The sequence below is a fragment of the Mesorhizobium sp. GW821-FHT07A06 genome (genome assembly GCF_059419085.1).
The window spans coordinates 618,931-640,363 of record NZ_JBWKRC010000003.1; the positions used below are offsets into that span (position 1 = coordinate 618,931).

Here is a 21,433-nt window from a genome sequence, read left to right on the forward strand (position 1 = left end):
CGGCACCTTCTCCCCGTATAGGGAGAAGGGAGTTAGCATCAATCGCCGACGCTCTGCATCTGGCGCTTCTCGTCATAGGCCTTGCGCGCCGCGTTGACCTGCGACCGCGCCGAGACTTCCGGCACCGCCACATCCCACCAATGGCCGCCGGCATCGGTGGAGACCAGCGGATCGGTGTCGATGACCACAACGGTGGTGCGGTCGTTCTTCTTGGCCTTCTGCAGCGCATTTTCGAGCCCGGCGATCGAGGGTACTTTCTCTGATATCGCGCCCATGCTCGCCGCATGCGCGGCGAAGTCGATGTCGGGCAGGATCTCGTGGCGCGCGTCCTTCAGGAGATTGTTGAAGTTGGCGCCGCCTGTCGCCATCTGCAGCCGGTTGATGCAGCCATAGCCACGGTTGTCGAGCAGCACGATGGTCAGCTTCAAACCAAGCATCACCGAGGTGGCGATCTCGGAATTCAGCATCAGGTAGGAGCCGTCGCCGATCATGACGACGACCTCTTCGCCGGGCTTGGCCATCTTGGTGCCGAGCCCGCCGGCAATCTCGTAACCCATGGTCGAGAAGCCGTATTCGGCGTGGTAGGAGCCCGGCGCGCCGGCCTGCCAAAGCTTGTGCAACTCGCCCGGCAGACCGCCGGCGGCATGCAGCAAGGTGACGCCTGAGCCCATGGCCCGCTGCACGGCGCCGATCACCTGTGCGTCGGACGGGAAAGCGGCATTGGTCGACGCCGTCACCTTGGCCGCTTCGGCCTGCCATTCCTTCTTGCCGGTGGCAGCATTGTCGGTCCAGGCGGCAGGCGCCTTCCACCCCTTCAGCGCGGCACCGAGTTCAGCAAGCCCCTCGGCCGCGTCGGCGACCAGCGGCAGCGCCCGGTGCTTGCCGGCATCGAAAGGCTGGACGTTCAGCCCGATGATGGTCTTGCCGGAATTCTTGAACAGCGCCCACGAGCCGGTGGTGAAATCCTGCAGGCGCGTGCCGATGGCGATCACCACATCTGCCTCTTCCGCGAGCCGGTTGGCCGCCGAAGTGCCGGTGACGCCGACCGCCGCCATGTTGAGCGGATGATCGTCCGGCAGCGAGGACTTGCCGCCTTGCGTCTCACAGACCGGAATGCCGGCGCCCTCGGCGAATGTCGCCAGTTCTTTCGAGGCCTGCGAATACAGCACGCCGCCGCCGGCGATCACCAGCGGCTTCTTCGCGCCCTTGAGTGCTGCGACAGCGGCGGCAAGCTCGTGGCGATCCGGGCGCGGCCGGCGCGGGTGCCAGACCCGCTCGGCAAAGAAGCTCTCGGGATACTCATAGGCCTCGGCCTGTACATCCTGGCAAAGCGACAGCGTCACCGGTCCGCAATCGGCCGGATCGGTCAGCACCTGCATGGCACGGCTGAGTGCCGGGATGATCTGCTCAGGCCGGGTGATGCGGTCGAAATAGCGCGACACCGGGCGGAAACAGTCATTGACCGTTGCCGTACCATCGGAAAAATCCTCGGCCTGCTGCAGCACCGGGTCGGGGATGCGATTGGCAAAGACGTCGCCGGGCAAAAACAGGACGGGCAACCGGTTTACATGGGCAAGCGCCGCGGCCGTGACCATGTTGAGCGCGCCGGGGCCGATCGACGAGGTCGCGGCCATGAAGCGGCGGCGGAAATTGGCCTTGGCGTAGGCGATCGCCGCATGCGCCATCGCCTGTTCGTTGTGGGCGCGAAAGGTCGGCAATTCGTTGCGCACCTGGTAGAGCGCCTCGCCGATGCCGGCGACATTCCCGTGGCCGAAGATCGCCCAGACGCCGCCGAAGATCGGCACTTTTTTGCCGTCGATCTCCGTCATCTGGCGGGACAGGAAGCGGGTCAGCGCCTGCGCCATCGTCAGGCGGATTGTCTTGCTCATTGTGTTTCCTCCGCAGTCCTTGTGCCGCGCCTTCTTATGCCGCCTTGCGTCCGCGCGCGGCAAGCCACGCCTCGGTCAGCTGTTCGAAGCGCGACGCCATGTCGGCGACAGCCTCGTCATCCGACATCCTGCCGGCCAGCCACTCCTCGGCCGCGTGGACGAAGATGGTGCGGCCGACGGCAAAGCCCTTGACGATGGGCGCCTTGGCGGTGGCGGCGAAAGCCGCCTCCAGCTCGTCCTGCGGGGCTTCCAGGCCAAGCAGGACGATGCCGCGGCACCACGGATCATGCTTCAGGATCACCGTTTCGATCCTGGCCCAGGCGCCGCTCGATGCCTGCGGCTCCAGCTTCCACCAGTCGGGCTTGATGCCAAGCGCATAAAGCTCCTCCAGCGCGCGCGGAATGGTGGTGTCGTCGAGCTTGCCGTGCTTGCCGGCGATGATCTCGATGAGCAGTTCCCGGCCGACTTTCCGTGCCGCCTCGAACAGCGCGCGCAGCTTCTGCTGCTGTTCTTCCTTGAGCGCCGCCGGATCGTCGGGATGATAAAAGCACAGGCATTTGATGCAGTGATCGACCGGCCATTCCACCAGTTGCGAGCCGATGTCCTGCGAGAATTCGAAGCGCAGTGGCCGCGAACCCGGCAGTTCGACAGGCCGTCCAAGCCAGGCGAAGGGGTGCCTGGCGAATTCAAACATCGCCTCGCGGCCATGCTTCTCGTCGATCAGCATGCCGTAGCCGTCGCGGCCGGCCGCGACCTTGGCCGCCGCCTTGACCGCCAGAACCTTGAAATCGCGGATGCGCGCCGGATCGGCGCCGGCCTTGACCGCCACGTCCTCGAGCTGCACACGATGGTCGCAGGCGAGCGCCATCAGCGAGGGGATGTCGCGCCGGCGGGTCGTTGCCCAATGGATGTGGTTGATCGCCTCGTCCTTGCGCAAGGCCCGGTGCTTGCTGCCGTTCTTGAGGAAGAACTGCAGTTCCTCGAAGGTCGGATATTCCGGCGCGCACAGCAGCCGCGACACGGCAAACGCGCCGCAGGCATTGGCCCAGGTCGCCGCCGTCGCATGGTCTTCCCCACCCAGCCAGCCGCGCAGGAAGCCGGACATGAAAGCGTCGCCTGCACCCAGCACATTGTAGATCTCGATCGGGAAGCCCTTGCCGACGATGCCGTCTTCCAGATCGTCGCTGATCGGTCCGTCATAGACGATGCAGCCCATGGCGCCACGCTTCAATACGATGGTGGCCGAGGACAGTGCGCGGATCGTCTTCAGCGCGCTCAGGCAGTCGTCTGCGCCCGAGGCGATCATGATCTCTTCCTCGGTGCCGACGATGAGATCGCAATCGGGCAGCACCGTCTTCAGCTGGGCCGAGACGCGGTCCGACTTGACATAGCGCTCGAAGCCCTCGGCATGGCCGGCGAGGCCCCACAAATTGGGCCGATAGTCGATATCGAAGACAACCTTGCCGCCCCTGGCCTTCATGATGCGGATCGCCTTGCGCTGGGCGGCGTCGCTGTTGGGGCGGGAAAAATGCGTGCCGGTGACGACGATCGAACGCGCCGAAGCGACAAACGCCTCGTCGATATCCTCCGGCGCCAGCGCCATGTCGGCGCAGTCGCTGCGATAAAAGATCATCGGCGAGACGCCTTCGCTCTCGACCGAGAGCAGCACCAGAGCCGTCAGGCGCTCCTTGTCCGTCTTCAGGCCGTCGGTGTTGACGCCTTCGCGCTTGAGCTGTTCGCGGATGAAGCGGCCCATCTGCTCGTCGCCGACGCGCGTCAGCAGCGCCGAGCGCAGGCCGAGCCTGGCCGTGCCGACCGAGATGTTGGCCGGACAGCCGCCGACCGACTTGGCGAAAGAGGTGATGTCCTCCAGCCGCGAGCCGATCTGCTGGCCATAGAGGTCGACGGAAGCGCGACCGATGGTGATGACGTCGAGCGGCGCCTGTTTCAAATCCACGGCTTCGCTCATTGGAACCTCCCGTCGGTCTTGTTGTCAGGAACAACATTTGTTTGGGTAACACGCGCGAGCGGCAGCGTGGTGCCGGGAATATGAAATAATAATTCCAATCCATAGTCAATATGGAATGACCATTCCCGCATCGAAAAGTACGGAATCATGATCCCGCGGTGGGAGCGTGGGAAGCAGGAGGCAGCGCCTGATTTTGAGCCTGGCCCGCGCCCGCCGAAGACAGGCTCAGGCCTTGCGCTTGCGGCTTGCGTCGCGCCGTTTCTCCCCAACGCCGACAGTCATCGCCATGGCCAGCGCCATCGTCGCCGACAATGAACGGAAGCCGGCGAAGTCCGCCTCGGCAACCTCGAACCAGACCCTGGCGAACTGGGCAAGCGGCGAGAATGAGCTGTCGGTGATGGCGACGATCGGCACGCCCTGTTCGGAGATGGTGCGTGCTTCCTCGATGGTGGCCGGCGCATAGGGGGAGAAGGAGATGGCGATGACGGCGTCCGCCGGCGTGGCGAAGCCGACCATCTCGGCGTTCAGGCCGGCGGCCGATTCGATCAGCTGGTTGCGGATCTTCAGCTTGCCCAGCGCATAGGCGATATAGGTCGCCACCGGGTAGGAGCGGCGCTTGGCCAGCACGTAGATGGTCTGCGCTTTTGCCAGCAGCGAAATCGCGTCTTCCAGATGCGCGTCGTCCAGCGTACGCGAAATGTCGTTGAGCGAGGTGCTGGCGGCGGCGACGAATCCATCGAAGATGGCGCGATGGCCGGCGCCGCCCTCGGCCTTGGCGCGCAAGGCCTGCAACCGTTCGTCGTAGGACGAGTTGCGCTCGCGCAGCCGCTCGCGGAACACCTGCTGCAGGCTGGTGAAGCCGTCGAAGCCAAGCTGCTGCGCGAACCGGATCAGGGTCGAGGGCTGCACGCCGGCCGAGGCGGCGATGCTGGCGGCGGTGCCGAAGGCGATATCGTCGGGATTGTCGAGCGCATAGGCGGCGATCTGCGCGATGCGTTTCGGCAGGGTTTCGCGACGATCGAGGATCGTGGCGCGCAGCGTCTCGAAGTCGCGAGGTACCCGTTCGTCCATCGTCGGCCCGTCCAAGCTTGTCCAAGGCGCGTCAGGGCGCTTCAGACCGTTTGCTTCCATGCATGTCGTTGTCCAAAACCGCTGCGCACTTTTGGGCGGCATGCATTGGAAGCGTCCTCTCTGCCCCATCATAGCGAGCCTGCGCAAGAACGCCATAAAAAATGAGGCAGACATTCCATTCCAAGAAAAAATGGATTAATTCATCCACGCGGTACTTGAGGCAGCGGAGAAACGGAACATGGTTGGCGTCGGTCTTATCGGCACGGGCTTCATGGGCAAATGCCATGCCATCGCGTGGAGTGCCGTCGGCGCCGTCTTTCCGGATGTCGCCAAGCCCAGGCTCGTCCATCTCGGCGAGGTCAATGACGAGTTGGCCCGACGCAAAGCCGGCGAATTCGGCTTCGCCAAGGCCTCCGGCGACTGGCGCGCCGTCGTCAACGACCCGGAGGTCGACATTGTCTCGCTGACCACGCCCAACCAGTTCCATCCGGAAATGGCCATCGCTGTTCTCGAGGCCGGCAAGCATTTGTGGTGCGAAAAGCCGATGGCGCCAAGTTTTGCCGAGGCAGAGGCGATGACGACCGCGGCGAAGATATCAGGCAAGATCGCGGCGCTTGGCTACAATTACATCCAGAGCCCGGCCATCCGCCACATCGGCGCGCTGCTCGAGGAGAAGATCATCGGCGAGGTCAACCATCTGCGCATCGAGATGGACGAGGATTTCATGGCCGATCCCGAGGCCCTGTTCTTCTGGAAGCACGAGGCGTCTTCCGGCTATGGCGCGCTCGACGATTTCGCCGTGCATCCGCTGTCGCTGGTCTCGGCGCTGTTCGGCCGCGTCGCCAGCGTCATCTGCGACATGGCCAAGCCCTATGCCGACCGGAAGCTCGCGGCCGGCGGACGCCGCGCGGTGGAGACCTATGATATCGCCAGTGTGCTGATGCATCTGGAAAACGGCATCGCCGGCACGCTTCAGGTCAACCGCTCGGCCTGGGGCCGCAAGGGCCGCATCGCCATCCAGATTTTCGGTTCGAAAGGGTCGATCCTGTTCGACCAGGAGCGGATGAACGAGATCCAGCTCTATGTCACCGCGGATCGTCCGACCGAACAGGGCTACCGCACCATCCTGATGGCGCCGCATCACAGACCCTACGACGCCTTCCTGCCGGCGCCCGGCCACAATCTCGGCTTCAACGACCTCAAGATCATCGAGTGTCACGAATTGCTGACGCGGCTCGCCGGCAAACCGGCGCGGCTCATCGAATTCGCCGAAGGTCTGGAGATCGAACGCACCGTGCACGCCATGGCGCGCTCGTTCCAGGAAAAACGCTGGGTGGACGTGCGATAATACAAGCGCGCCTCAGCCGCCGACCGCCGGGGTTTCCCAGCCGTCGACCCAGATCTGCCGCAAGCGGTCGCCTTCGCCCTTGAAGCGCAGCCCGGTCGGCTGGCAATCCTCGATCCGGTCGCTGCGGAAATTGCGGATCGCCTGGCGCAGCTCGCACCAGGCGACGATGTTGGCGGTCTCGGCGTAATAGATAAGCGCGATCGGACGGATGAGCCGCTCGGAGGCGCGGCCCATTTCGTCGCGGTAGGAGAGGTCCAGCTTTTCCTCGTCGCGGATGGCGCGGCGCACCAGCGCCAGGTCGATCGCGCCGGCCGAAGGTGCGGCGAACCCCCACGCATGCAGCGCATTGGCGTCGAGCGTCTGGCGCAAGGGCGGTGGCACCGCGCCGGCGATCTTGGCGCTGACCCGCTTGGCGGCCTGTTTGAGCTCATCGTCCCCCGTGCGCTCCAGCAGCGCCAACGACAGCACGATCGCCTCCATCTCCTCGATCGAAAACATCAGCGGCGGCAGGTCGAAGCCGGGGCGCAGTATATAGCCGATGCCGCGCCCGCCCTCGATCGGCACGCGCATCGCCTGCAGCGCGGCGATGTCGCGATAGATCGAACGGATCGTCACTTCCAGCCGCTCGGCAATCATGGCCGCCGTCACCGGCTGCCGCGCCAGACGCAGGATCTGGATGATCTCGAACAGGCGTGACGCCTTGCGCATTTTCCTCACCCGGCTTCGATCCCAACTGACACACCATTGTCAGTTGGGTAGACCTATAGGACTGCCTATCGACTTGAAAATCAACAGGTTCCGCAGCGACATGGCGGATCGGGGCGGCAGGCAACTGACATGGGCTACGCGGAAAATCTCTGGCTTTTCTTTATCCTCCTGCTCGGCATCATCATCGTTCCGGGCATGGATATGCTGTTCGTGCTGGCCAATGCGCTGACCGGCGGCCGCGACAGGGGCTTGGCCGCGACCGGCGGCATCATAGTCGGCGGCATGGTGCACACGCTGAACGGCGCCATCGGCGTCGGGCTTCTGATGCATTTCGTGCCGATCCTGTTCAAGCCGCTGCTGATCGCCGGCGCCGCCTACATGGCCTTCATCGGCATCTCGTTGATGCGCAGCTCCATCACCGTCGGTCAGGACGGGCCTGCCGGCAGCCGCTCGGCATGGAAGGCGTTTCGGCAGGGACTGGTGACCTGCCTGATTAATCCGAAGGCATACTTGTTCGTGCTTGCCGTCTATCCGCAGTTTCTGAGACCGGATTACGGCCCGATCTGGATGCAAGCGACAATCATGGGCCTGATGACGGTCCTGACCCAGGCCGCGATCTATGGTGGGCTCGCGATCACGGCTGGCCGCAGCCGCAACCTTCTGATCGCCAATCCGCGGGCGACCACTCTTGCGGGCCGGGCGGCCGGGCTGCTGCTCTTTGCGGTTGCGGTGTTTACGGCATGGGAGGGGCTGAGGGCGGCATGATCCCCGGCTGAAACGGGAACCGCCGCCCTGCCTTGTCTCCGGCCAGATCAGGCGGCTCCCTGCCGGCTCTCCAGCATGGCGCGGCGCGCCGACCGGCGCCATTCGACGGCACCGGCAAGGCCGTGCAATACGGTCTCGGTGGTCGCCCAGTCGATACAGCCATCGGTGATGCTCTGGCCGTAGACCAGCGGCTTGCCAGGCACGACGTCCTGTCGTCCGGCGACGAGATTGCTCTCGATCATCAAGCCGATGATGCGCTCGTCGCCCGCCGCGACCTGGCCTGCCACGTCGGCCGCCACCTTTGGCTGGTTCTCCGGCTTCTTGCTCGAGTTGGCGTGGCTGACATCGATCATCAGCCTTGGCGCGACGCCGATGCGGGCGAGTTCGACCGAGGCCGCCTCGACGCTCGCCGCGTCATAATTGGGCAGGACGCCGCCGCGCAGGATGACATGGCAGTCCTCATTGCCGGTGGTGGTCGCGATGCCGCTGCGTCCGCCCTTGGTCACCGCCATGAAATGGTGCGGCTGGGCAGCGGATTTCACCGCCTCGCCGGCGATCCTGAGATTGCCGTCGGTGCCGTTCTTGAAGCCGACCGGGCAGGACAGGCCCGATGCCAGTTCACGGTGGATCTGGCTCTCGGTCGTGCGCGCGCCGATCGCGCCCCAGGCGACGAGGTCGGCAATGTATTGCGGGGTGGTCATGTCGAGGAATTCGGTCGCCGCCGGCAGGCCGAGATTGTTGACGGCCGACAGCACATTGCGCGCCATCCGCAGCCCCTTGTCGATGTTGAAGCTGCCGTCAAGGTCGGGATCGTTGATCAGCCCTTTCCAGCCGACCGTGGTGCGCGGCTTCTCGAAGTAGACCCGCATGACGATCTCGAGCCGGTCGGACAGGGTTTCGCGCAGCGCCGCCAGACGGCTGGCATAATCAACGGCCGCGACCGGATCGTGGATCGAACAGGGCCCGACGACGACGAGCAACCGGTCGTCGGACCCGTTCAGAATGGCGTGGATGGCATTGCGTGACGCGCTGACGGTGCGCGTCGCCGTCAGCGTGCGCGGGATTTCCCGCATCACCTGGTCCGGCGTGCTCAGTTCTCGGATTTCCTTGACCCGAAGGTCGTCTGTGGTGGTCAACACGGCTTTCTGCTCCTGGTTTAGGAGACCTGCCGGCTCAAACAAAAAAGCCGCCAGGTCTGGCGGCTGTTCGGATGTTGTTGCTGCAATCTTCAGATCGAGCGCAATCCTCCCGCCGCCAGCGAGCTGCTAAAGTACCAATAGGTGGCGGACAGGTGGATCATGCCGCTCATATAATCGAAGCCGAGGCGCTTGTCACGTCTTTGATGGCAGTCAATTCCGGGGAGGCCGAACCCTCGCGATTTTGTCATCCCTGGGCGAAGCAGGAGCCAAGCTCCGTCGCGGAGACCCTGGGATCCATTCCGCGACCTCGGTCGAAGGGTGCAGCGAAGCAGAATTCTGCACCGCGGCAACGCTTTCGAGCCCCGGCATGGAGTCCAGGGTCCGCGCCGCGTCGCTGCGCTCCTTGCTCCGCCCGTGGATGACGAAGTGATGGACGTTCCCGCCAAACTTCATGCCGTCCAGGGATCGAGGAGTTCTATCCCAAAGCCTTCGAAATCCCTGGTATTGCGCGTTACCAAGGTTAGCCGCTGCGCAATCGCCGTGGCTGCGATCAGCCCGTCCATTGACGACAGGCCGCGACCGCGACGCTTCGCAAGGCCTATAAGGTCGCCCCAGGCCAGGGCAACCGGCTCGTCCACAGGCAAAATCCTTTGCTCGAAACGCTGCGGCAGGTCTCGGGCGAGCCATTCGGCCAGTGCCTTGCGTTTCCGGCCCTCGTCCATGAGGGCGACGCCACGCCGGATCTCGGCGATCGACACGACACTGATGAATGAGCGATCCTCATCAAGCCCGTCCAGCCAGTCCAGAACGCGCGCGTCTGGCCCCGGCCTTGTCACCTCGGACAGGACATTCGTATCGAGCAGCAGCCTCACAGCGGCAGGTCACGCGGTTCGTCACGCTGGCGCTCGAGGTCGAGATCGGCGCCGCGCAGCGGTGACTCCAGCAGGAACTGCGCAAGCGTACCCTTGCGCGCGGTCTTTCGCTGCCATTCCTCGGCCGAGACGACAACCACGCTTGGTTTGCCGTTTTTGGTGATCGTCTGCGGAGAAGACTGCGCGCGCTCGATAACCTCCGAGAGCCGAGCCTTTGCCCCAGCGACCGTCCAGCTCGTATCTTTGGCCACAGGCAGCATCTCAATCTCCATGACTAGTCTGACTATCTTGACTATATGGGAATGGCGATGCTGCAGCAACAGGCGCGAGGCTACTGGTTGAACCTACTCCGGTGACGACCCCGCAACGCTCTGGTCGTAGTCGACCAGCGATCCGGTCATGACCCCCGATTGCGGGCTGACCATGTAGCTGATCAGCCGGGCGAGTTGGTCCGGCTTGACCAGCTGGCCCATCGGCTGTGCGGCTTCGGCTTTCGCCAGCCAGTCGTCCGGGGCGTCATGCCATTTCTTCTGCACGAGGTCCTCGCCCTCGGTATCCATCCAGCCCGGCAGCACCGCGTTGCAGCGGATGCGGTTGAAGCGATAGGCGTTGGCGACGTTCTTGGTCAGCGTCATCAGCGCGCCCTTGCTGGTCGAATAGGGCGTCAGGAAGGACTGGCCGGTATGTGCCGACATCGACAGAACATTGACGATCGAGCCGGAAGCCTTCTTCTCCAGGAGATGCGCCACCACGCCCTGCATCAGGAAGAACGGGCCGCGCACATTGGTGTCGAAGATCTGATCGAAAAGCTCTTCCGATGTCTCGACCAGCGAGCCGCGCGCCGACGTCGCGGCGGCATTGACCAGCGCGTTGATGGTGCCGAAATGCGAGAGCGCGGTTGCCACCGCGCGCTTGCAGTCGGCCACCTTGGAAACGTCGGCGCTGATGAAGATGGCGTCGACGCCCGACTTCTTGAGGGTGGCGACGGCCTTGTCGCCCTTCTCCTGCGAGCGGCCGATAAGCGCCAGCGCCCGGCAGCCCTCGTCGGCGAGTGCCTCGGCGACGGCGAAGCCGATGCCTTGCGCGCCGCCGGTGACGATGGCGCGTGTCTGTGAATTACGATCGGCGGATACGCTCATCGCTCTGCTCCTGTGTCTTGGAATTCTTACTTGTCGAGACGGACGGTCTTGCCTGATGTCGCCGATTTCAGCGCCGCATCGGCCAGCTTCAGCGCCACGAGGCCGTCGGCGCCACTTGGCGTCGCCTTCTTGCCCTTTGTCGCGGCCGTGATGAAGGCGGCAATCTCATTGGCATAGGCGTCGAGATAGCGGGTCATGAAGAAGTCGTGCAAAGGCGGGCGCGTATAACCCTTCTCGTTGGCCAGCTCGATCGACACCGGCCGCTGGTTTTCGGCCGCGATCATGCCTTTCGAGCCATGCACCTCGATGCGCTGGTCGTAGCCATAGGTGGCGCGGCGCGAGTTCGAAATGATCGCCTGCTTGCCCGAAGCCGTCTCCAGGATGACGCTGACGCTATCAAAATCGCCGGCTTCGCCGATTTTCTTGTCGACGAGCACCGAGGCGTGCGCGCTCACGGCGACAGGTTCTTCGCCGAGCAGGAAGCGCGCCATGTCGAAATCATGAATGGTCATGTCGCGGAAAATGCCGCCCGAGCGCTTGATGTAGTCGACCGGCGGCGGGCCGGGATCGCGCGACGTGATGGTGACCATCTCGACCGTGCCGATGGCGCCGTCGTCGATGGCCTTGCGCACGGCGGCGAAATGCGGGTCGAAGCGCCTGTTGAAACCCACCATCAGCGTCGCCTTGGCCTTCTCGACCACGGCCAGGCACTTCTCCACCCGCTTGACGTTAAGGTCGATCGGCTTCTCGCAGAAGATCGCCTTGCCGGCCTTGGCGAAACGCTCGATCAGATCGGCATGGGTGTCGGTCGGCGTGCAGATGACGACGGCGTCGATGTCTTTGGATGTCTCGATGGCGTCGATGGTGCGCACCTCGGCGCCATAGGCGCTCGCCAGCTCCTTAGCCGCCTTGTCGAAAGCATCGGCCACCGCCACCAGTTTTGCATCGGGGTTGGAGCCGACGGCGCGGGCATGGACCTTGCCGATGCGGCCGGCACCGAGGAGGGCGAAACGAACAGTCATGGATATTTCCTCTGAGGGATGGGTTCGAGAGAGTTGTGTCCTGACCTTTCTGTCAGGGAAAGGTGGCTGGGTATTTTCCTGGCGCGGCGGATCGTCCCGGAACCGGGCAACCACTCCGCCTAGGCCGCGAGTTCCGCCTCTCCGGTCTTGGCGCCGGTGATGTAGGAGACGATGTCCTGGCCGTCGGTGTTCTCCTTGCGCAGATTGGCGACGATGCGGCCGCGCCGAAAGACGACGATGCGGTCGCACAGGTCGAACACCTGGCGCATATTGTGGCTGATCAGGATCAGCGGCTCGCCATTGTCTTTCAGCGTACGGATGATGTTTTCGACCTGCGCCGTCTCCTGCACGCCAAGGGCCGCCGTCGGCTCGTCCATGATGATCAGCTTGGAGGCGAAGGTCGCCGTCCTGGCGATTGCCACGCACTGACGCTGGCCGCCCGACATGTGGCGGATGGTGTTGGAGAGATTGGGGATCTTCACCGCCGTGCGGATCAGTGCCGCTTCGGTTGCCTTGCGCATGTATTTGCGGTCGAGGATCGAGAATGGCCCGAGATTGAACAGCACCTTTTCGCGGCCGAGGAACAGGTTCGACGGCACGTCGAGATCATCGGCCAATGCCAGGTTCTGGAACACCGTCTCGATGCCCGCCGTGCGGGCCTCGATCGGCCCGGCAAAATTCACTTCCTTGCCGTCGAACCAGATCTGGCCGCTGGTGCGCTGCTCCACGGCGGTGATCTGGCGCACGAAGGTCGACTTGCCGGCGCCATTGTCACCCATGATGGCGACATGCTCGCCCTTGCGCAGCTCGAAGTTGGCGCCTTCCAGCGCATGCACACCGCCATAGCGCTTGGTGAGGTTTTCGGTCTTCAGGACGATGTCTGACATGGTCAAGCCCTCAATGCCCGCAGGCGTTGGCGCCACTGGTCGAGAACGACCGCGCCGACGATGATCACGCCCTTGACCATCTCCTGGTAGTAGGCGTCGAGGCGCAGGAAGGTGAAGCCGGAGATGATGACGCCGAAGATCAGCGAACCGATCACCGTGCCGATGATCGAGCCGCGGCCGCCCGACAGCGAGACGCCGCCGATGACCGCCATGGCGATGGCGTCGAGTTCGTACATCACGCCCATGCCGGACTGCGCGGTCAAGTTCTTGGAGCTCAGCACCACGGCGGCGAGCGCGGCGAGTATGCCGGCGATGGCGTAGACGAGGATCTTGTGATTGGCGATCTTGATGCCGGACATGCGCGCGGCGTCCTCGTTGGAGCCGATCGCATAACAGTGCTTGCCGTATCTTGTGTAGGTCATGACCAGCTGGAACAGCACCGCCAGCGACAGGAAGATGATGACCGGCATCAAGCCCTTGCCGATCGCCGCGAAACTGTCGGTGGGAAAAGAGATCGGCTGGCCCTTGGACCACCATTTGGCGATGCCGCGCGCGGTGACCATCATGCCGAGCGTGGCGATGAAGGGCGGAATGCGCGTGTAGGCGATCAATGAGCCATTGACGAGGCCGGCCAGCAAGCCGCAGCCGATCGCGACCAGCAGTGGCACGATCACAGGCAGGTCGGTCCAGCCTTGTGCCAGGAACATCGCCTTGGGATTTGGGTTGCCGTTGACGGTTGCCACCTGGGCGAAACTCATGGCGATCATGGCGGTGGCGCCGACAATCGAACCCGAGGACAGGTCGATACCTCCGGTGATGATCACCTGCGTCACGCCGATGGCGATGATGCCGACGATCGACACCTGCAGGATGATGATCTGCAGGCGCGCCTCGTTGAAGATCCCGCCGACGTCGCTGCGCGTGTTGAACAGGAAACTGTCGCCGAGAAAGACCCGCCCGATCACTTCGAAGGCGACGACGAGGATGACAAGCGCCAGGAAGACATTGAGTTCGGCCGGCCATGCGCGCTTCTTCGCATCGTAGGTGAGCCCTCCAACGCCATGGGATGTCTGTGACAATCTTCTATCCTCCGTCAGCCGCGGTCGTTCCTCGATCGCCTTCAGGCGCTGAGGGAAAGAGGAGCGGCGCCTTCCTTGGCGCGAAAGCGCCGCTCCATATGTCCGCGGCTCAGTTCTTCTTCAGGAACTTGTCGATGTTGGCCGGGGTGACGAGCTGGAACGGCACGTAGACCTTGTGCTCGACCTTCTCACCCTTGGACAGCTTGAGCGCCGCATCCAACGCGCCGGCACCCTGGCCGGCCGCGTCCTGGAACACGGTTGCATCAAGGTCGCCCGCCTGCATCGCCGCCAGAGCGTCCTGGGTGGCGTCGACGCCGCCGACGACAACCGACTTCATGTCGATGTTGGCGGCCTTCATCGCCTGGATCGCGCCGATGGCGCTTTCGTCATTGTTGGCGATGACGCCATCGAACTTCTTGCCGGTCGACAGCCAGTTGGTCATCAGGTTCTGCGCCTCGTCGCGGTTCCAGTTCGAGGTCTGCTTGTCGATGATCTTGATGAAGCTGCAGTCCGGCGTGGCGATCACCTCTTCGATGTCCTTGGTGCGCTGCACGGCGGCCTGGTTGGAAAGCTCGCCCATGATCACATAGACATTGGCCTCCTTCTTGCCGGCTTCCTTGAACAGGCGGCAGACTTCCTTGGTCTCAAGCGTGCCGGAATCGGCTTCGTTCGAGGCGACGAAGGCCTGGTTGTCCGGCAGCGAGTTCACATTGACAGGCTCGCGGTTGACGTAGACCAGTGGGATCTTGGCGGCTGCCGCGGCGTCCGACATCGCCTGCGTCGCCGAGGTGTCGACAGGGTTGACGATGATGGCGTCAACGCCCGAAGCGGCGAAGTTCTTGATCTGATCGAGTTGCTTGGCGACGTCGTTCTGCGCGTCCTCGACCTGCAGCTCGACGCCGCTCATGCCCTTTGCCTGCGCGATCATGCCGTTGCGCAGCACGGTGAGGAAGTTGTCGTCGAACTTGGCCATCGATACGCCGATCTTGGCGGCCATGGCCGATGAACTCATCAGCGCCGCGAAGGCGACGCCCAAAAGCAGTTTCTTCATTGTATCTCTCCTCCACTTTTGGTGTCCGGTTGCACCGATTTCTCCGGAATCCCCGATCTCCCCGGGGAATCTCTCCCTGATATCGTTTCGTTCCGCGCTGCAGGGCCCTGCATCGGCTGGAACGCCAAACTCGCCGTTTGAAACAGACGTTCCGGAACGAAAGAACCAAAATGTACAGTTGGTGAAATATTTATTCCATTTTGCCACGAGGCGTCAAGGGCGATTCCAAAACCGGACGCTCGATTTTGGCCGATGCGGAAAAGCGGCGTCGATGCGGGTTGGGGCGCGCGTGCTCGGTGCGAGGCTGACCCAAAGCCGAGGCAAGTCCGGGGATATCGGTGATGGGCCCGTGATGGGCTGCGGCGATCGGCCTAGAAGTGCCAGATGTCCCGCTGCATCAACAAGTCGAGGGGAGCCCGCGATATCCGGTATTTCGCCGCAGACTCGATCTGTTGACTTAAGGTCAGCTGATTGGCGCGCTCGAAAAAGGCTTCGATGCGCTGCCTGGCAAATAGCTTTCGGCCCCTGGTGTTATAGTTCCGCAGGGGCAGCCAATGTCCGCTTATGGAGCGGCCGTGCTGCGATAACGCCACACCAATGCAGAACTGTTCGGCCGTGTGCGCTCTGACCACGCCGATCATTTGCTCGATGGCCTGGTAAGCGTCAGCCAGCGCCGGGAGATTGGAATTGTGGACACCCACGACGCCGCTATTCCACATCGGCTCACGTCCCGACAGCCGCTGGTCGCCAAGCAAGAATCCCTTATCCGCGATTGCCCGGTAGGCGGCGGCCTTTGGTGTCCCTTCGCATTTTCTCATGATCGAGTGCGAGGCGGAGATTTTTCCGAAGCATCTCGATACATTGCCGACGGGGTAGATGTCGGTATCCATGAAAAACAGGCGATCGCAACGCCGCAACAGCTCAATGATGCCGGCGGCCTTGATGCCAAACAGGTACCGATCGCCGAAAGACATCTCGGTCATTTCCTTGGCGGTAAGCTCGATCGCTTCGATCGGATAGCCGTCGAAAACGCCTGGCCGGTCCGTCAGGACTGAAATTCTGGCTCCTGGCGTGTAGTGCAACAGCCGAAGGGCGCTGAAAAGCGCTCCACGAGCATAGAGAGCATCCTTGCCAAAGGCGATGTACCCAAACCTGTCCTCACCCATTAGCGGTCTATATTGGCGACCGGATTCTGCGTCAACTCGGCCGGCCATGCCTGGAAGCGCGATGCATCGCTAGATATTCTCGGGCAGGTAGATTTCGAACGGCAGGAAGGTCTGCCCCGGTGCGTTCGCGGCGCCGGTCTCGATGGCATGCGCCATCAGGTCCATGAGCTCGCGGCAAAGTGCGGCCAGCGGTGTCGAGATCACCATCGTCAGGATGCCGTCGGCCAGGGCCGAACGTGAGACCGCGGTGATCTCGTTGCAGATCACCGCCGGCATCTCCGCCGGCCTGGCTTGCCTCAGTGCCGCGACCGCGCCTTCCATGCCGCCGCCGGCGACATAGCAGCCGACCAGATCGGGATGGCGGGCGAGAACATCGAGCAGCGTATCCTGCGTGATCTGGTTGGCCTCGAGATTGACCAGCGTTTCAAGCAAGGTGAAGTCCGGCGCCTGTTCGCGGAAGAAGGAGCGGAAGCCGATCTCGCGCAGCTCATGCCCGTGGAAGCGGTGGCTGCCGACGAAGAGCGCGACCTTGCCCGGCCGTTTCGCCGCTTTCGAGATCATCCAGGCCGCGGTGCGGCCGACCTTGCGGTTGTCGAGGCCGACATAACCCTCGCGAATGCCGGCCGCGAAATCGGACAGTAACGAAAACACCGGCAACCCCTGGGCCTTCATCTCCTCGACGACGACCGTCAGCGTCGGGTGATCCGGCCCGACCAGCGCGACGGCCCTGCATTTGGCCGCCAGCTTGCGCGTGCGTTCGACGATTTCGTCCGGCGTCAGCGAACTGGCGAAATCGATGATCGCGACGCCGCGGAAGCGCTGTGATTGCGACACCGCGAGCTCGAGCTGCCGCGCGAACTCCGAATAGAACACGTCATTGCCTCGCAACAGCAGGAAGCCGAGCCGGTACTCCGGCAGCTCATGGCGCATCCGCTGCTTGATCAGGCCGGCGGCGTGATAGCCGATCTCGGTCGCCGTCTCGTAGACGCGGCGGGCGGTTTCCTCGCGCACCGGCAGGCGGTTGTTGAGCACCCGGTCCACCGTGGCAACGCTGACGCCGGAAATGCGCGCCAGATCGGTGATGGTCGGCCGTTTCGCCATGATCGCCCTCGTTCGAGTCCCAACACATGGATACATCATTCTGATAGTAAATGATAGAAACTATCTTTGTGATATTGAGTCTATCATGGCTCGGCGGTATTTTTAGGTTCGAGGCCAATGGGCAAGCGGCATTCGCCTGGGCGGATGCCCTGCCGAGGGAGGCAACCATGACGACAGCGCCGTCCCGGCGTGACTACAGCCTGATCGGCCGCGACGCCAAGCTCGCCGTGGAGAACGGCCTGTCGGCCGCCGAGTGGTATCACACCGACGTGTCCCGCAAGCAGATGAAGGAGCTGATGCAGCGCTCCGACGGGCCGGCGATCCGCGACACCGCGATCTGGCTGGCCGCCCTCATCGTCAGCGGCGCCGGCGGCGCCTGGTTCTGGGGCACCTGGTGGTGCGTACCGTTCTTCTTCGTCTATGGCGTTCTCTACGGCTCGTCCACCGATTCACGCTGGCATGAATGCGGCCACGGCACGGCCTTCCGGACGCAGTGGATGAATGATGCGATCTATCAGATCGCCTGCTTCATGATCATGCGCAACCCGGTGACCTGGCGCTGGAGCCACACGCGCCACCACACAGACACCGTCATCGTCGGCCGCGACCCGGAAATCTCTGTCATGCGGCCGCCCGACCTGGTGCGCGCCGTCCTTGGCTTTGTCGGCGTGCTCGATGCCTGGCATGCGATGTCGGACATGCTGCGCAACGCCGCCGGCAACATCAGCGCGGCGGAAAAAACCTTCATTCCCGAGCAGGAGCAGGGCAAGGCGATCCGTGTTGCCCGCATCTGGACCGCGATCTATGCCGCGACCATGGCGCTGGCGCTCTACACCGGATCGTTCCTGCCCTTGATGCTGGTCGGCCTGCCCAGGCTCTATGGCGCCTGGCACCACGTCATGGTCGGCCTGCTGCAGCATGGCGGCCTCGCCGACAATGTCATCGACCACCGGCTCAACAGCCGTACCGTCTACATGAACCCGATCAGCCGCTTCATCTACTGGAACATGAACTATCATGTGGAGCATCACATGTTCCCGATGGTGCCGTACCACGCGCTACCCAAGCTGCATGCGCTGATCAAGCATGATCTGCCGGCGCCGACGCCATCCATCCTGGCCGGCTACCGCGAGATGATCCCGGTCTTCCTGCGCCAGCTGCGCAACGAGGATTACTTCCTTAAGCGCGAACTGCCGCCGACCGCCAGGCCGTACCGCGAGGAATTCCATGGCGATGCCGTCGCCGCCGCGGCGGAATGATCGTGGCATCCGATCTGCACTCTTTGTTTCAACGCAATTCCCTGGGGGAAAGCGCCAAGCGCTTTCCCGGGAAACCGTTGCGCACCTTTCCTGGAATTGCTTTTGCGGAGGACTGAATGAGCGACTGGGTCGAGGCGTGTGCTGCCGATGACATCGATGAAGAGGACGTGATGCGCTTCGATCATGGCGGGCGCACCTTCGCCATCTATCGCAGTCCCGACGACGAATACTTCGCCACGGACGGGCTCTGCACGCATGAGAAGGTGCATCTTGCCGACGGCCTGGTGATGGACGACATCATCGAATGCCCCAAACACAATGGCCGCTTCAACTACAAGACCGGCGCGGCCAGGGGCGCGCCGGTCTGCGTCAGCCTCAGGACCTATCCGGTCAAGGTCGAGGGCGGCAAAGTCCTCGTGCAGATCGGGTGACGGAGATGGCGCGCGCAATGGTCATCATCGGGGCCGGCGAATGCGGCGGGCGGGCGGCTCTTGCGCTGCGCGATCTTGGCTATGGCGGGCCGGTGACGCTGGTCGGCGACGAGCCGCATCTGCCCTACGAACGTCCGCCTTTGTCCAAGGACGCGATGGCCAGCGACGTGCCGGAAATCAAGGCGATCGCCAGCGACGCGATCCTGGCCGAGAAATCGATCCGGCATATTCGTTCCGTCAGGGCCGTGGCGATCGATCGCGCCGCCCATACGGTGCGCCTGTCGGACGGTTCGGTCCTGCCCTACGACAAGTTGCTGCTGGCCACCGGCTCGACCCCGCGCAGACTGCAGATGCCTGGCCTCGGCAAGCGCTGCGTTTATCTCAGGACATTCGCCGATGCGCTGGCCATTCGCGCCCACCTCCGCGCGGACAACCGCATCGCCGTCATCGGCGGCGGCTTCATCGGCCTCGAACTCGCCGCCGCGGCCCGCAAGCTCGCCGCTGCGGTCACTGTCATCGAGGCCCAGCCGCGCATCCTGATGCGCGGCGTCCCGGCCGAGATCGCCGAAATTATCCATGCGGCGCATGTCGCCGAAGGCGTCGACATCCTGTGCGGTGAAGGCATTGCGTCCATTGCCGACGACGGGGAACAAGTGCGTATCGCGCTTGCCGGCGGACGCGAGATCACAGCCGATCTCGCCATCATCGGCATCGGCGCCGTGCCGGCGACCGGGCTCGCGGCCGAGGCCGGGCTGGCCATTGAAAACGGCATCGCGGTCGATGCCGAGCTGCGCAGCAGCGATCCCGATATCTTTGCCGCCGGCGACTGCTGTTCGTTCCCGCTTGCCGTCTATGGCGGCCGCCGCGTGCGGCTGGAGGCCTGGCGCAATGCGCAGGAACAGGGCGCGCTTGCCGCCAGGAACATGCTTGGTGCCGGCGAGGCGCATGTGGCGGTGCCGTGGTTCTGGTCGGATCAGTATGGGCTCACCCTGCAGATATCCGGCCTTGCCGACGAAGGCCGCGGCACCGTGCGGCGCGATCTCGGCGACGGCGCCTTCATCCTCTTCCACCTGGCCGAGGACGGCAGGCTGGTGGCGGCCAGCGGCATCGGTCCCGGCAACGCGGTCGCCCGTGACATCAGGCTGGCCGAAATGCTGATCGGCAAGCAGGCCAGGCCGGCGCCGGAGGCGCTGGGATCGCAGGCCGTAAAGCTGAAGTCGTTGCTGGCGGCTTGAGCCGTGCTAGCCTGCGCGGGTTGCTCCAGGTTTCCGGCTCATGTCTTATTCGATCCTCTACGGCATTTCGGTCGCGCAGATCAGGGATGATTTCGCCGCCGCGAAAGAGGCTGTCGCGCGTCTCGAAGCACTGCGGCGCGGCAAGGCCGTGGGTATCATCATTCTGGACAAGAGCGGCGCGGAGATCAGCGAAGCGCAGCTGAATGCACTTGCCAAAATCGAAGACGGCGACAGGCAGACGTAGGGTTCTGCGGGTTCCCTGAAGCGATCTAGAAAAGCGCCTTGAGTTCCGGCAGCTTGTCGTTGACCAGCCAGCCGTAATAATTCTCCTCCGGCAGCTTCACCTGTTCACCGGCGGCGCGACGCTTGTCGTTCTCCGCCTTCAGCGCATAGGCACGCTGCTCCGGATTGCCGACATTATAGAGCGTGGCGGTCAGCCCCGGATTTCCCGAAATGTCGAAGCCGGCGATGCTCTTGTAGGCATCGATCGATTTCCTGATCGTCGCGGCGACGTAGGGCAGCGTCAGGTCGGGATCCATGATGGTTTTGTAGACCGAATTGGGGTCGCCGACATCGAGCCTCGGCAGGCCGGAGACCTTGTGCACGAGATCGCTCATCTGCAGTGCCGTCAAGGGGTTGAGCTGGCCAAGGCCGAAGGTCTGGCCGGCATAGTAGGGCTGGAAGAAGGTGGCGCCGAAGCGGTCATCGGGAAAGCTTGTCCCGCCGACCGTTTTGCCGCGAAACGAATGGTTCCAGACTTGTTCGCGGCATTCCCAAAGGTCGTAGCTGTCCGACATTGCGGCGCATTTCTTGAACTCCGGCCGCTGCACGAAATCGGTGACGTCCTCGCCGTCATAGGCGAAGGACAGTTTGCTGGAGAGATAGGAGATCGCCTTGACGTAGTAGGTCTGCAGCCGGTCATAGGCGTCGACATTGTAGGTGTGCTCGCCGACGATGGCGCCGACGATGTGCAAGGGATCAATGCCGTAGGCGGAAGCGGCCTTCTTGATCTTGGCGCGCAGATCGGCGTCATTCTGCAGCAGGGCGTAGACCTTGCGGTATTTCGCCTGGAAGGTGGTGTTGGTCGCCTGGGTGCGCCGGCTCGATGCGCCGGGAATGTCGGGCTGCTCGGCATTGCGGTTTCCCGGCGGCACCAATGTCGCCGCATCAGCGACGAAAAGCGTCGCCGCCAGCGTCAAGCCGAGAATGACCAGAATGAATTTTTTCATGCGCCGCCGCCTTCAGGTATACCGCGCAAACTAGGGTAATGCTCCGGGCTGAGTCGAGAGCGCGCTTTTCGCC

General features: G+C 63.4%; 21 protein-coding genes. 6 read left to right on the forward strand and 15 right to left on the reverse strand.

Annotation, left to right across the window (positions count from 1 at the left end):
• Positions 1 to 38: 38 nt before the first annotated feature.
• The 3 genes from iolD to AC07SZ_RS13525 form a co-directional block, all read right to left on the reverse strand.
• Positions 39 to 1,889 (reverse strand): 3D-(3,5/4)-trihydroxycyclohexane-1,2-dione acylhydrolase (decyclizing), encoded by a 1,851-nt coding sequence (gene iolD / locus AC07SZ_RS13515; RefSeq protein ID WP_056568820.1) that lies wholly within the window; start codon positions 1,887 to 1,889, stop codon positions 39 to 41.
• 34 nt (positions 1,890 to 1,923) lie between these two features.
• On the reverse strand, positions 1,924 to 3,858 hold the full coding sequence (locus AC07SZ_RS13520; RefSeq protein WP_172371222.1) for a bifunctional 5-dehydro-2-deoxygluconokinase/5-dehydro-2-deoxyphosphogluconate aldolase: 1,935 nt from the start codon (positions 3,856 to 3,858) through the stop codon (positions 1,924 to 1,926).
• 225 nt (positions 3,859 to 4,083) lie between these two features.
• Positions 4,084 to 4,929 (reverse strand): MurR/RpiR family transcriptional regulator, encoded by an 846-nt coding sequence (locus AC07SZ_RS13525; RefSeq protein WP_494914632.1) that lies wholly within the window; start codon positions 4,927 to 4,929, stop codon positions 4,084 to 4,086.
• 238 nt (positions 4,930 to 5,167) lie between these two features.
• On the opposite strand from AC07SZ_RS13525, the gene AC07SZ_RS13530 reads away from it, so the two are divergent.
• Positions 5,168 to 6,277 (forward strand): Gfo/Idh/MocA family protein, encoded by a 1,110-nt coding sequence (locus tag AC07SZ_RS13530; RefSeq protein ID WP_494914634.1) that lies wholly within the window; start codon positions 5,168 to 5,170, stop codon positions 6,275 to 6,277.
• A gap of 12 nt (positions 6,278 to 6,289) precedes the next feature.
• Here the strand turns inward: AC07SZ_RS13530 and AC07SZ_RS13535 are convergent, their stop codons facing one another.
• Entirely contained in the window at positions 6,290 to 6,985 is a 696-nt protein-coding gene (locus AC07SZ_RS13535; RefSeq protein ID WP_172371221.1) for a helix-turn-helix transcriptional regulator, read from the reverse strand.
• A gap of 129 nt (positions 6,986 to 7,114) precedes the next feature.
• Between AC07SZ_RS13535 and AC07SZ_RS13540 the strand changes: the two genes are divergently transcribed.
• Positions 7,115 to 7,750: a LysE family translocator gene (locus AC07SZ_RS13540; RefSeq protein ID WP_494914635.1), complete on the forward strand. Its 636-nt coding sequence runs from the start codon at positions 7,115 to 7,117 to the stop codon at positions 7,748 to 7,750.
• 47 nt (positions 7,751 to 7,797) lie between these two features.
• Here the strand turns inward: AC07SZ_RS13540 and AC07SZ_RS13545 are convergent, their stop codons facing one another.
• From AC07SZ_RS13545 to AC07SZ_RS13590, 10 genes are all read right to left on the reverse strand, one after another.
• A complete protein-coding gene (locus AC07SZ_RS13545) occupies positions 7,798 to 8,889 on the reverse strand; it encodes a 3-deoxy-7-phosphoheptulonate synthase (protein ID WP_172371219.1) in 1,092 nt (363 codons plus the stop codon).
• A 449-nt stretch (positions 8,890 to 9,338) separates the two neighbouring features.
• A complete protein-coding gene (locus AC07SZ_RS13550) occupies positions 9,339 to 9,761 on the reverse strand; it encodes a type II toxin-antitoxin system VapC family toxin (protein ID WP_065005419.1) in 423 nt (140 codons plus the stop codon).
• Complete coding sequence (locus AC07SZ_RS13555) at positions 9,758 to 10,021, reverse strand: type II toxin-antitoxin system Phd/YefM family antitoxin (RefSeq protein WP_056570294.1); 264 nt, start codon at positions 10,019 to 10,021, stop codon at positions 9,758 to 9,760. Before AC07SZ_RS13555 ends, AC07SZ_RS13550 begins: the two co-directional genes overlap by 4 nt.
• Before the next feature lie 84 nt (positions 10,022 to 10,105).
• Entirely contained in the window at positions 10,106 to 10,900 is a 795-nt protein-coding gene (locus AC07SZ_RS13560) for an SDR family oxidoreductase (RefSeq protein WP_056568841.1), read from the reverse strand.
• Positions 10,901 to 10,926: 26 nt separating this feature from the next.
• On the reverse strand, positions 10,927 to 11,922 hold the full coding sequence (iolG, locus tag AC07SZ_RS13565) for an inositol 2-dehydrogenase (protein WP_056568843.1): 996 nt from the start codon (positions 11,920 to 11,922) through the stop codon (positions 10,927 to 10,929).
• Between the two features lie 119 nt (positions 11,923 to 12,041).
• On the reverse strand, positions 12,042 to 12,809 hold the full coding sequence (locus tag AC07SZ_RS13570) for an ATP-binding cassette domain-containing protein (protein WP_027040720.1): 768 nt from the start codon (positions 12,807 to 12,809) through the stop codon (positions 12,042 to 12,044).
• 2 nt (positions 12,810 to 12,811) lie between these two features.
• Positions 12,812 to 13,888 (reverse strand): ABC transporter permease, encoded by a 1,077-nt coding sequence (locus tag AC07SZ_RS13575; protein WP_056568846.1) that lies wholly within the window; start codon positions 13,886 to 13,888, stop codon positions 12,812 to 12,814.
• 109 nt (positions 13,889 to 13,997) lie between these two features.
• A complete protein-coding gene (locus tag AC07SZ_RS13580; protein ID WP_056568850.1) occupies positions 13,998 to 14,939 on the reverse strand; it encodes a sugar ABC transporter substrate-binding protein in 942 nt (313 codons plus the stop codon).
• Positions 14,940 to 15,310: 371 nt separating this feature from the next.
• Positions 15,311 to 16,105 carry a hypothetical protein gene (locus AC07SZ_RS13585; RefSeq protein WP_056568857.1) on the reverse strand — a complete coding sequence of 265 codons (795 nt, stop codon included), beginning with the start codon at positions 16,103 to 16,105 and terminating at the stop codon, positions 15,311 to 15,313.
• A gap of 69 nt (positions 16,106 to 16,174) precedes the next feature.
• Entirely contained in the window at positions 16,175 to 17,206 is a 1,032-nt protein-coding gene (locus AC07SZ_RS13590) for a LacI family DNA-binding transcriptional regulator (protein WP_056568860.1), read from the reverse strand.
• 167 nt (positions 17,207 to 17,373) lie between these two features.
• Here AC07SZ_RS13590 and AC07SZ_RS13595 point away from each other — a divergent pair, with 167 nt between their 5' ends.
• The 4 genes from AC07SZ_RS13595 to AC07SZ_RS13610 all read left to right on the forward strand — a co-directional run bounded on the left by AC07SZ_RS13595 (position 17,374) and on the right by AC07SZ_RS13610 (position 20,375).
• Positions 17,374 to 18,465 carry a fatty acid desaturase family protein gene (locus tag AC07SZ_RS13595; protein ID WP_172371215.1) on the forward strand — a complete coding sequence of 364 codons (1,092 nt, stop codon included), beginning with the start codon at positions 17,374 to 17,376 and terminating at the stop codon, positions 18,463 to 18,465.
• 116 nt (positions 18,466 to 18,581) lie between these two features.
• Positions 18,582 to 18,896: a Rieske (2Fe-2S) protein gene (locus AC07SZ_RS13600; RefSeq protein WP_056568867.1), complete on the forward strand. Its 315-nt coding sequence runs from the start codon at positions 18,582 to 18,584 to the stop codon at positions 18,894 to 18,896.
• A gap of 5 nt (positions 18,897 to 18,901) precedes the next feature.
• Positions 18,902 to 20,131, forward strand: coding sequence for an NAD(P)/FAD-dependent oxidoreductase (locus tag AC07SZ_RS13605; protein ID WP_081294955.1), 1,230 nt, complete (start codon positions 18,902 to 18,904; stop codon positions 20,129 to 20,131).
• 40 nt (positions 20,132 to 20,171) lie between these two features.
• The gene (locus tag AC07SZ_RS13610; protein WP_172371213.1) at positions 20,172 to 20,375 is read left to right on the forward strand and encodes a hypothetical protein; all 204 of its coding nucleotides are present in this window, start codon (positions 20,172 to 20,174) and stop codon (positions 20,373 to 20,375) included.
• 25 nt (positions 20,376 to 20,400) lie between these two features.
• On the opposite strand, the gene AC07SZ_RS13615 is transcribed toward AC07SZ_RS13610, so the two are convergent.
• On the reverse strand, positions 20,401 to 21,360 hold the full coding sequence (locus AC07SZ_RS13615; RefSeq protein ID WP_494914639.1) for a DUF1402 family protein: 960 nt from the start codon (positions 21,358 to 21,360) through the stop codon (positions 20,401 to 20,403).
• Between the last annotated feature and the right edge of the window lie 73 nt (positions 21,361 to 21,433).

Coding starts and splice junctions, on each gene's coding strand:
- iolD (WP_056568820.1), bottom strand. CDS start 1,889: ATGAGCAAGACAATCCGCCTGACGATGGCGCAGGCGCTGACCCGCTTC.
- AC07SZ_RS13520 (WP_172371222.1), bottom strand. CDS start 3,858: ATGAGCGAAGCCGTGGATTTGAAACAGGCGCCGCTCGACGTCATCACC.
- AC07SZ_RS13525 (WP_494914632.1), bottom strand. CDS start 4,929: ATGGACGAACGGGTACCTCGCGACTTCGAGACGCTGCGCGCCACGATC.
- AC07SZ_RS13530 (WP_494914634.1), top strand. CDS start 5,168: ATGGTTGGCGTCGGTCTTATCGGCACGGGCTTCATGGGCAAATGCCAT.
- AC07SZ_RS13535 (WP_172371221.1), bottom strand. CDS start 6,985: ATGCGCAAGGCGTCACGCCTGTTCGAGATCATCCAGATCCTGCGTCTG.
- AC07SZ_RS13540 (WP_494914635.1), top strand. CDS start 7,115: ATGGGCTACGCGGAAAATCTCTGGCTTTTCTTTATCCTCCTGCTCGGC.
- AC07SZ_RS13555 (WP_056570294.1), bottom strand. CDS start 10,021: ATGCTGCCTGTGGCCAAAGATACGAGCTGGACGGTCGCTGGGGCAAAG.
- AC07SZ_RS13560 (WP_056568841.1), bottom strand. CDS start 10,900: ATGAGCGTATCCGCCGATCGTAATTCACAGACACGCGCCATCGTCACC.
- iolG (WP_056568843.1), bottom strand. CDS start 11,922: ATGACTGTTCGTTTCGCCCTCCTCGGTGCCGGCCGCATCGGCAAGGTC.
- AC07SZ_RS13570 (WP_027040720.1), bottom strand. CDS start 12,809: ATGTCAGACATCGTCCTGAAGACCGAAAACCTCACCAAGCGCTATGGC.
- AC07SZ_RS13580 (WP_056568850.1), bottom strand. CDS start 14,939: ATGAAGAAACTGCTTTTGGGCGTCGCCTTCGCGGCGCTGATGAGTTCA.
- AC07SZ_RS13585 (WP_056568857.1), bottom strand. CDS start 16,105: ATGGGTGAGGACAGGTTTGGGTACATCGCCTTTGGCAAGGATGCTCTC.
- AC07SZ_RS13590 (WP_056568860.1), bottom strand. CDS start 17,206: ATGGCGAAACGGCCGACCATCACCGATCTGGCGCGCATTTCCGGCGTC.
- AC07SZ_RS13595 (WP_172371215.1), top strand. CDS start 17,374: ATGACGACAGCGCCGTCCCGGCGTGACTACAGCCTGATCGGCCGCGAC.
- AC07SZ_RS13600 (WP_056568867.1), top strand. CDS start 18,582: ATGAGCGACTGGGTCGAGGCGTGTGCTGCCGATGACATCGATGAAGAG.
- AC07SZ_RS13605 (WP_081294955.1), top strand. CDS start 18,902: ATGGCGCGCGCAATGGTCATCATCGGGGCCGGCGAATGCGGCGGGCGG.
- AC07SZ_RS13610 (WP_172371213.1), top strand. CDS start 20,172: ATGTCTTATTCGATCCTCTACGGCATTTCGGTCGCGCAGATCAGGGAT.
- AC07SZ_RS13615 (WP_494914639.1), bottom strand. CDS start 21,360: ATGAAAAAATTCATTCTGGTCATTCTCGGCTTGACGCTGGCGGCGACG.